The organism is Acinetobacter sichuanensis, assembly GCF_003024515.2.
GTDB lineage: Bacteria > Pseudomonadota > Gammaproteobacteria > Pseudomonadales > Moraxellaceae > Acinetobacter > Acinetobacter sichuanensis.
In genome coordinates this window covers 51,400-59,992 of sequence record NZ_PYIX02000026.1, presented here as the reverse complement: position 1 = coordinate 59,992, position 8,593 = coordinate 51,400, and the positions used below count along the sequence as shown (strand labels likewise).

Here is an 8,593-nt window from a genome sequence, read left to right as displayed (position 1 = left end):
TCTGCTTTACCTGAACCTAATAGATTGCCATTTTTGTCCTTAATTTCAACAGTAGAACCTGCTTCGGCTTTTCCTGTCACGGTTTTACCATCTGCGCTGATCACAACATCGGATGGTGCATCTGGTGCAGTGGTATCTCGGTCATTATGATTTTTATCATTATCTAAAGATGTGTTTGCAATCCATGTTCCTGTTGCTATAGCACCTGCTACACCCGCCACAAAGGGCCATACACCTGCGCCATCGTCATATAACAAGGGCTCAACATGTTCTATGCCCGCATAATTAACTGTTTCTAATGCTACGTGATTTAAATCACTAAATTGTACCCACAATAATTTATCATTATCTTCTAGAACTAAACTATTATCCATAGCAAAGAAGTTTTCAATTTGAATAACTTCTCCATTTTCTAGAGTAATAACTAAATTATCTCCATTCCTTGCAATATCTTTTATTTCTTCTTTATTACATTTTAATATAACAACAGAAGGTTTATTTAAGCTAAAGCTTGGATTTAAAATATCTACCGATTTCCATGTAGTTTTGGAAACTATTGATATATTCGTCATTTTATTATCACCATTATCAGCAAAATACTGATTTAAAAGAATCCCTCGCAAATCTTATCATGCTATTTTTATTTTAAAAGCAACCAAAAAAAATAATAATTCAATAAAAAATTAACAATTAATTAAAAAAATATTAATATTAATATTTTCTAAAAAAAACTTGTGCGTTATTAGAACATAAAGTATTTATAAAAAATTTTTAATATAAAATTACTCATTATTTATCAATATATTATATTTTTATAAATCCTTATAGAAATTAAAATATTAAATTAAATTAATAATTATTTAAGTTTAACTTAAATATTATTTTTATAACTATTTACACTTATATGATGTGTAAAATAAGTCATATATTTTATAAAACAATTTAAAAAAATATCAAAATTAACAATTAATGTATTATATATCACACAATATATGTTTAAATATAAACACTTAACCTGAGTTCGATAAAATCACCTTAATTTGCAATCAAGTTTTTAAAAGTTGGCTTATTCGAATTTAAACAATAAGCCACGATTGCTGCCAAAAGAAGTACTCCACATGGATGAAGCAACAATCAAAAGTATAGCTGTTGAATTAGCCAAAGGTTTAAAAACTCCAGAAGATTCAAACCAAATGACAGCAGTATTTAAAAAATTCATGATTGAAACAGCACTAAATACAGAGCTTTCCGATCACCTCGGCTATGAAGCATCAGTCTAAGAAAGGTTTAAATAGTCGTAATGGCTTTAGCTCTAAAACTGTTTTAACTCAAGATGGAGAACTTGCTTTAGATATCCCACGTGCTCGAGATGGGTCATTTGAACCTCAAATTATTAAAAAGCATCAAACTCGTATTACTAGCATGGATGACCAAATTCTGTCGTTGTATGCGAAAGGAATGACTAATAGAGAAATCGTTGCTTTTTTAAAGAAATGTATGATGCCGATGTTTCAGCGTCATTGATTAGTAAAGTTACAGATGCTGTGATTGAGCAAGTGACTGAGTGGCAAAATAGAACGCTCGATAGTCTTTATCCTGTTGTATATCTTGATTGTATTGTTGTGAAAGTTCGTCAACACTCCACTGTAATCAATAAATCCGTATACCTTGCTCTAGGCATTAATATAGATGGACATAAGGAATTGCTCGGAATTTGGATTGCTCAGACCTAAGGTGCCAAATTTTGGTTATCGGTCATGACTGAACTTAAAAATCGAGGAGTACAAGACATTCTTGTTGCATGTGTTGATGGTCTAAAGGGGTTTCCTGATGCCATAGCCTCTGTTTACCCTCATACGGATATCCAATTATGTATTGTACATGTTGTACGCAATAGTCTGAAATTTGTGAGTTGGAAGGATTACAAGGCTGTTACAGCTGATCTAAAGGCGATCTACCAAGCAAGTACCAAAGATAATGCGCTTACTGCATTAAATATTTTCTGTGATCAATGGAATCATCCGTACCCTAAAATTGGAGAATCCTGGAAAGCAAATTGGGAAAATATTCGAACGATATTTAGCTATCCTGCTGAAATACGTCATGCCATTTATACAACAAATGCAATTGAGTCACTGAATAGTGTGATCCGTCACTCAACGAAGAAAAGAAAAATCTTTTCTTCTGATGACTCTGTGAGGAAAGTCATTTATTTAGCAGCATCGAATGCTGCTAAGAAGTGGACAATGCCAATTCAAAATTGGCGTTTAGCAATGAATTGGTTTACGATTCATTTCGATGATCGACTAAAAGATCATTTATAAAAATGGAACTTACACAAAATAATTTACAGACTCATAATAGTGCTGATTACAACTATTAATCACCGCACCAATCATTGGTTTTGGTAGACATATATAGACATGTGTACCTTTTGGCTGAGTACCGATTAATACATTTAAATCTAAATGTGTACCTTCGCTATCAATATAGCTATACACATGTTCAGCATGTATGCCTTGTTTGAGTTCATCTAACAAAGCTGCATGTTCAGGTGAACGAAATGCGTAATGCAACTCGTAATTTGCACCACGTTCTGCTAACTCATCCATTTGTGGAGTTTTGTTGCACAAAGATTTAAAAATCAAAGTTATCCTATTTTACTCAAATTTAAGTGACAACTTGGGTATGAGGTCTGCCTAATATCGTAAATTTATTTAAGACGGTCATACGTACATGAATCACGTTAACTTGGCTGTCAAAGTTCCTCTCACTGAGTTTATCACCTCATAATTTGATGCAATGTATCTTAGTTTCAACCAAACTTCGCCGATGATAACCCGACCATTTTTTCTATGGTGTTTTGCCGAAACGTTTAGTTAGCTATTCAAAGTAGTTCATTTCGCTCTCGTGAATGCATTTTTATATCTTTCCAGGGCTTTATATTTTTTCTAGGTGGAATCAATGCATACACTTGCCGATCTGCAATGACCTGACGGCATTGTTTTGTGTCATAAGCAATCTGTATAGACAGAATCGATTTGTTCATCTAAAGGAATTTGAGCAAGTAAATCTTCCAGTACCTGTGAGTCACCGACATTATTTGTGGTAAGTTGTACAACACGTATTTGAAGGATTTTAGCATCTATAGCAATATGAAGCTTACGCCATTGGCGACGATATTCAGATCCATGTTTCTTACACTTCCATTTACCTTCCCCTAAAAACTTCAAACCAGTAGAGTTCACGAGTAGATAAAGACCATCACTACTTTTTTAATATCCAATCGCAATATCGATACACCTTTGTCTTCTGCACAGTGTGGAATAATCTGGCGCTATCCAATTAACCCGCAAAGCTTAATCAGACTTTGGACGAAGCCAGTAACCATTCGCAAAGACAATTTAAATAAAGATTTGATCATTAAACAGTATTGAATAGCTGTAGCGGAGTAAGTTTGATTTCGCCCATGTTTTCCTTGCGTATGAACATACCATTGAGTCAAAGGATCAAATCAAATGGAAATATTGCCTCGATTAATTAAGGCTCTGTTATATGTGAACCAATTGGTTGTACGATAGATTTTAGGTGTAGGTTTATTCATTTGCGAATATATTGTGGAATAAGAACTTATTCGGTAGGTTTGTGCAACAAAGCCATTTTAACTTAGAACATCATATTTTTTATTACCTTATATATTTTTGCTCACAAAAAAGCCAGTATAAATACTGGCTTTTTAATAAATAAATTATCTTTCTCTTAATGCTTCTTGTGCTTTATTAAATGGTTTAAGTAAATATTCCATAATCGTTTTTTGCCCTGTTTTAATATCTACTGTCGCGACCATACCAGGTGTAATTGCAAATGATTGCCCAGATTTATTGACCAATTTATCAACATCAGTTTGAATATAAACACGATAATAAAATTGATCTTGTTTAACTTCATCTCGAATTGTATCTGGTGAAATCACGACAACTTTGCCATCTAAGCCGCCATAGATTGAATAATCATAGGCTGTGATTTTCACAAGTGCTGCTTGTCCAGGATGAATAAAAGCGATATCTCTTGGTGAAATACGTGCTTCAATTAATAACTTTTCATCTAATGGAACTAAAGTCATTAATTTTCCATTTTGCGGAATAACCCCACCAATCGTGGTAATAGCAAGTTCTTTCACTACGCCACGCACAGGTGCATAGAAAGTCGAACGTTTTACAGAGTCATTACGTCCTGTTACGACTTGTTGTAAAGATTTAATATCTGCGTTGGCTTTGGCTAATTCTTCACGAGCTTTCACATAGTAATCATTACGCTTGTCATTAATCTGATTTTCAAAGTTATTAATATCACGCTTTAAACGTAACACTTCAACTTCTGAAGCAGCTCCTTTTGCAACCAAAGGTTGTGTCATTTGTAATTCGTTTTGCACCAAAGACAACGCGTGTTGTAAACCTTTGATCGACTCTTCTAAGTTCCAACGTCTAGAAGTATAAAGTGCTGTTTCTTCTGAAACTAAACTTGGAATCTCATGGACTTCTTTAGGAAAGCTCAACTGAGTACCATTTACTTCAGCTTGTAAACGTGCTGCAGTTGCCTGCATCGCACGTAATTTACTTAAACTTTCACCAACTTGTGATTCAAAACGAGTGGGGTCAATTTGCGCTAAAATTTGCCCTTTTTCAACAATATCACCTTCTTTTACTTCTAGCTTAGTCACGACACCACCATCTAAAGACTGGATGGTTTGCTCTTTAGATGAAGGAATGACTTTACCTGTTCCTGTCGATACTTCTTCTAATTTGAACATACATGCCCAAACAATAAAAGCAATTAAGCCTAAAGCAACGATCCAAATCACCAAGCTTGATTTGGGTAAAGGTGGCTCAGAAAATTTGAGTGCCGAAGGATTACTTGGACGCTTTAATGTGTCTAAGCCATTTTCTGGTTTTGTTTTATTTTCAGGTAATTGTGCTGAACTCATGCTGAAGTACCTCGTGCATTGGCTTGACTCGAATTCAAGATTTCATTACGAGGACCATCTTTTACGATTTTTCCTTCATGAACCACAACGATACGGTCTACCAATTGCAATACTGCGGGGCGATGTGTTGCCACAATCAAAGTTCGATGTGCTGACCATTCTTTTAAGTTATTAATTAAAGTACGTTCAGAAACATCATCTAATGCTGCTGTTGGCTCATCTAATAACAGAATACTTGGATTGCGTAATATAGAACGTGCTAATAATAAAGATTGTTTCTGACCACCAGAAAAACCTGTACCACCTTCAAGCACAACGTGATCTAAGCCTTCTTTTTTCTGTTCTACAATTTCAAGTGCATTTGCCAGTTTTAAAGCATTGATAATGTCATGATCTGTTGCCAATGGTGCGCCTAAAGTCAAATTTTCACGAATCGTACCGTAAAAAAGTTGAGCATTTTGATTCAACAAAGTCATATCTCGACGAATATCATCAGGATCAATTAAATTTTGGTCAACTCCATCTAAAGTGATTTTGCCTTGAATTGGCGTCTGCATTCCTGCCAATAATTGCAGTAAAGTTGATTTACCTGCCCCATTACGACCTAAAATTGCAATTTTTTCGCCAGCTTTAATTTTTAACTGTGGAATAACTACGGATGGACGAGGATCATCTTCACTATATTTAAATAAAACGCCTTTAAATTCGTAGTTACCTAAAATCGTTGGGCGATGAATCAGTTGTGCTCGATCAGGACGATCCACAGGTTTTTTCATTAACTCATCTAAACCTTGCTTCGCCACTTTGGCTTGTTGCCAGCGCCCTAAAACACCCGTAATTTGTGAAATAGGTCCTAACATTCTTGAAGATAAAATCGAACATGCAACTAGCGCACCAGTCGTCATATCCCCTTTCATCACTGCAAAACAACCCACCAATACGACAACTGCATAAGTCAAACCCTGAATTTTTTGAGTCCATGCATTTAACCAACCAGTAATTTTACGTTGGCGCATACTGACATCGGCTGAAACCTCATTCATGTGATTCCATTGGTTTTGAAATCTGGCTTCTGCACGTAATAATTTAATATCTTCAATGCCTTGAACAGCTTCAACTAAAATTGCATTACGAATAGCACCTTCACGCATGCCTTCTTGTGCGAGCTGTGCGAGCTTCTTTTGCGCCAAAATACTTGGAATAATCATCAATGGTACAACGATTAGCATCACCCAAAATAGGTTGCCACCAATCACCCAAAAAATTGCAAGGAATAATAGGAAGAATGGTAAATCGGCAATTGCACTGATCGTGGTTGAGGTAACAAGTTCACGCACCCCTTCTAACTCACGAATTTGTGAAATAAATGATCCTGTAGATTTAGAACGATCTTTATTACGAATACGCAATGCATGACCAAACACACGATCAGATATTTTCAAATCCGCACGTTTACCAATAATGTCAGACAAATACACCCGTGCCACACGCAAAGTAAATTCAAAAATAGCTGCGATCAGCACCCCACCTGCCAGAACCCACAACGTAGGGATGGATTGTGATGGCACAACACGGTCATACACTTGCATGGAGAAAATAATGGTTGCCAAAGCTAAAATATTGGCAATCATGGACGCAACCATAATATCGGTATAGCGTTTCCAATCTTTTAGAACAATGCTCCAAAACCAACTTTGCTCATAGGGCTTAATATATTCATCAACACGCGCATCAGGAATAGATGTTTCTGGTCGGAAAATAAAAACTTGTTTAGCATTGGCTTGTAAGGCTTTTAAATCAAAAGTTTGTGATAAACCTTGATCCCCACTCAGCTGTAGACTTGCGTTACCTTGTTGGTCTACTTTTTCAATAACCGCAACTTGCCCATCTGTAAATTCGATGACTACAGGTAAACGCCAAGGGTTCAGTACATCTTTTGAAAAATCGGCACGACGATAATTTAATCCCAATTGTTTGGTGACAATCTGTAATAAATCATCAATATTATGATATTTATTCCAATCTAGCTGTAAACGTATTTGCTCTTCTGAGGGCTGAATACGATAATGCTGAGCAACCGTTAAAATGGCTTGCAGCCAAGGTTGATAATTGAGTGTTTGGTTCATTACTGTACTTCAAACCCTTGAATTTTCGTATTATTAAGTTGATAAATATCTCTACTTTTACCAATTACATTGATATAAATCGCAAGTGTGTCATAAATATCGTAACGGGCAGATTCTCGTTCTGCACGAGAACTATGAAAAGACTGTTCAGAACTCAGTAAATCTAAAATAGACCGTTTTCCTAACTTGTATTGTTCTTCGTAAAGTTCACGTGTTTTTGCAGTAGAACGCTCTCGTTCAATCAACACCCAAATTTGCTTGTCCATATTTTCAATATTTTCACGGGCAATTTGCGTAGAATCCATGATATTTAAATAAGTGGCATTCAACTTTGAACGTGCAGCTTGCTCTGCATAACCTGCAGAGCGAATTTGTGAACTGACTGCACCACCCTGATAAAAATTACTACTCATAGAGATACCAATTGAGCTATCAGTATCATCTTCTTTACCTGTATTTGGGTTTTTACCATTCAGTGCTTGATTGAGTGAACCGACCAAAGACACAGTTGGATAACGACTTAACTCCGTTTGTTTCTTTTGACTACGCGCCACTTCTATTTCAGCTTGGGCTGCAATCATGCTCGGAATCGTATTCATTTTTGGAGAAGTATAAAGTTCTGATTTTTTTAAGAAATCATCATGAATAATAAAATCAGTGCGACTGACATCAAAGCCCAATAATGTGCGAAGTTTTTGCTCTTCTTGACGCAATTTATTTTGTTGTGTCAATAAATACGTTTTTGCATATTCTACATAACTTTGAGCTTGCACAGGATCTGCATAACTACTAATCCCTGCCTCGGAACGTAATCGAGCAATTTCATGTAAACGACTCACACCTTTGACTTGATCTTGTGCAATATTAAGTAAAACTCGATATCGCAAAACAGCAATAATGGCACGTGAAGTTTCTGTTGAAATTTCATCAATGCTCACTAAAACATTGGCTTGTTCTGCTTCTAATTTATTTTTTTGCGTATCAACACTAGATTTTACTTTACCAAAATCATAGAGCATCTGATTTGCTTCAACTGTATAGACCTGACGCCCACGATCACTCGAAGTAAAATCACCTGTGTTTAAACCTGCTTTTAACTGCGGATAATATTGTGCTTTTGCCACATCAATATTGGCATTTTGTGCAGCTAAATTTGCCAAAGATTGTGAAATATTTGGATTACGTTTTACTGCAATTTGCACTGCATTTTGTAAACTCAAACGACTTTGTATTTCAGCATTATTATACAAAGGGGCATTATTATCATCTGTCATTGGATGACCAACCACAGGCAATTGTTGATAAATTGGATCTGTTTCAACTTGAAAGTTTGACAACTGACTCAGTTGTACTGTGCTATAAGATTCATCCGCTTGAGGACGAATTAAACTTCCAATATTTTGTTTAATCTCTTGAAAATACCCTTGCCGAGTTTCTGCATAAACCATGCTGTTTAAACATAAACTCAGCGCGATAAAAGTAT

The 8,593-nt window shown here is 35.6% G+C and carries 4 protein-coding genes and 3 pseudogenes; 1 reads left to right on the top strand and 6 read right to left on the bottom strand.

The genetic code is table 11. The annotated features are described in order from the left end of the window. Window positions 1-572 (bottom strand): BapA/Bap/LapF family prefix-like domain-containing protein (locus tag C9E89_RS14705; protein WP_107009092.1); only part of this gene is annotated, 572 nt, incomplete at its 3' end. A 546-nt stretch (window positions 573-1,118) separates the two neighbouring features. On the opposite strand from C9E89_RS14705, the pseudogene C9E89_RS14700 reads away from it, so the two are divergent. Further along, a pseudogene (locus C9E89_RS14700) lies at window positions 1,119-2,324 on the top strand (IS256 family transposase). Between the two features lie 33 nt (window positions 2,325-2,357). On the opposite strand, the pseudogene C9E89_RS14695 reads toward C9E89_RS14700, so the two are convergent. The 5 genes and pseudogenes from C9E89_RS14695 to C9E89_RS14675 form a co-directional block, all read right to left on the bottom strand. Next, window positions 2,358-2,618: pseudogene (locus C9E89_RS14695) on the bottom strand (oxidoreductase); the annotation flags it as partial. A 52-nt stretch (window positions 2,619-2,670) separates the two neighbouring features. Beyond that, window positions 2,671-3,604, bottom strand: a pseudogene (locus C9E89_RS14690) (IS5 family transposase). A 144-nt stretch (window positions 3,605-3,748) separates the two neighbouring features. Next, on the bottom strand, window positions 3,749-4,984 hold the full coding sequence (locus C9E89_RS14685; protein WP_107009091.1) for an HlyD family type I secretion periplasmic adaptor subunit: 1,236 nt from the start codon (window positions 4,982-4,984) through the stop codon (window positions 3,749-3,751). Then, window positions 4,981-7,110 carry a type I secretion system permease/ATPase gene (locus C9E89_RS14680; protein WP_107009090.1) on the bottom strand — a complete coding sequence of 710 codons (2,130 nt, stop codon included), beginning with the start codon at window positions 7,108-7,110 and terminating at the stop codon, window positions 4,981-4,983. Before C9E89_RS14680 ends, C9E89_RS14685 begins: the two co-directional genes overlap by 4 nt. Continuing rightward, window positions 7,110-8,558 (bottom strand): TolC family protein, encoded by a 1,449-nt coding sequence (locus C9E89_RS14675; protein WP_378228079.1) that lies wholly within the window; start codon window positions 8,556-8,558, stop codon window positions 7,110-7,112. The genes C9E89_RS14680 and C9E89_RS14675 overlap by 1 nt, the downstream gene beginning before the upstream one ends. Window positions 8,559-8,593 lie beyond the last annotated feature (35 nt).